Here is a 766-nt window from a genome sequence, read left to right as displayed (position 1 = left end):
CCTATTTCTTTCTGAAAGGACTGGACACGGTGCGTGACGGCGGTATCGTGGCATTCATCACCTCGCAGGGCGTGCTGGATACGGAGGGCAACGGCGGCACACGCTACATGATGATGAGACAGGCGGATCTGGTGTCCGCCATCCGCCTGCCGAACAACCTGTTCACGGAAAATGCCAACACGGAGGTGGGGTGCGACCTGATTATCCTGCAAAAGAACGAGGGCAAGGAAGAGCTTTCCGAAGAGGACAAGAGGTTGGGCGATGTCGTAAAGAACAACCATACGGGAATTTCCACCAACGGGTATTTTTTCGACCACCCGGAATACATCATCCACACCGAAGCGAAAAGGGATACCGACCCTTATGGCAAGCCGGCTATGGTATATACGCACAGCGGCGGCGTGGAGGGCATCGCCACGGACTTGTACCGGATATTGTCGGCGGACCTGTCGGCACGGCTGGACTTGGAACGTTACAATGGTGTCAAGGCTGAAAAGCGTGAAACACAGACGATTTTTGTCCAGCCGCAAGTTCAGGAAGTACAACAGCCGAAGGTGGAAATAGAAGAAAAAACGGTACAGCCAAATGCAGAAGCGGTAAAATCCGCACCGCAGGTCGTGGAAACGAAACGACACGAAGCTCCTGTCATGGACTTGTATGACCTGTTCGGCTACACGCAGGAAGAGCGCAGATTGGCGGAACGGGGACTGAAACCGGAGAGGAAGAAAGGAGCCAAGTCCAAACGCCGGAAGCCGGTGCAACCGTC

Annotated in this window: 1 protein-coding gene; it reads left to right on the top strand. The window is 54.7% G+C overall.

Features of this window, described 5'->3' with window-relative positions; genetic code table 11:
* Positions 1-766, top strand: a 766-nt coding sequence (locus tag B5F34_RS17200) for an N-6 DNA methylase (RefSeq protein ID WP_162609365.1), incomplete at both ends; no start/stop codon positions are given.

Source organism: Mediterranea sp. An20 (assembly GCF_002160055.1).
Classification (GTDB): Bacteria; Bacteroidota; Bacteroidia; order Bacteroidales; family Bacteroidaceae; genus Bacteroides; species Bacteroides avicola.
Note: the sequence above shows the minus strand (reverse complement) of the source record. Positions and strands in the feature narration are given on the sequence as shown.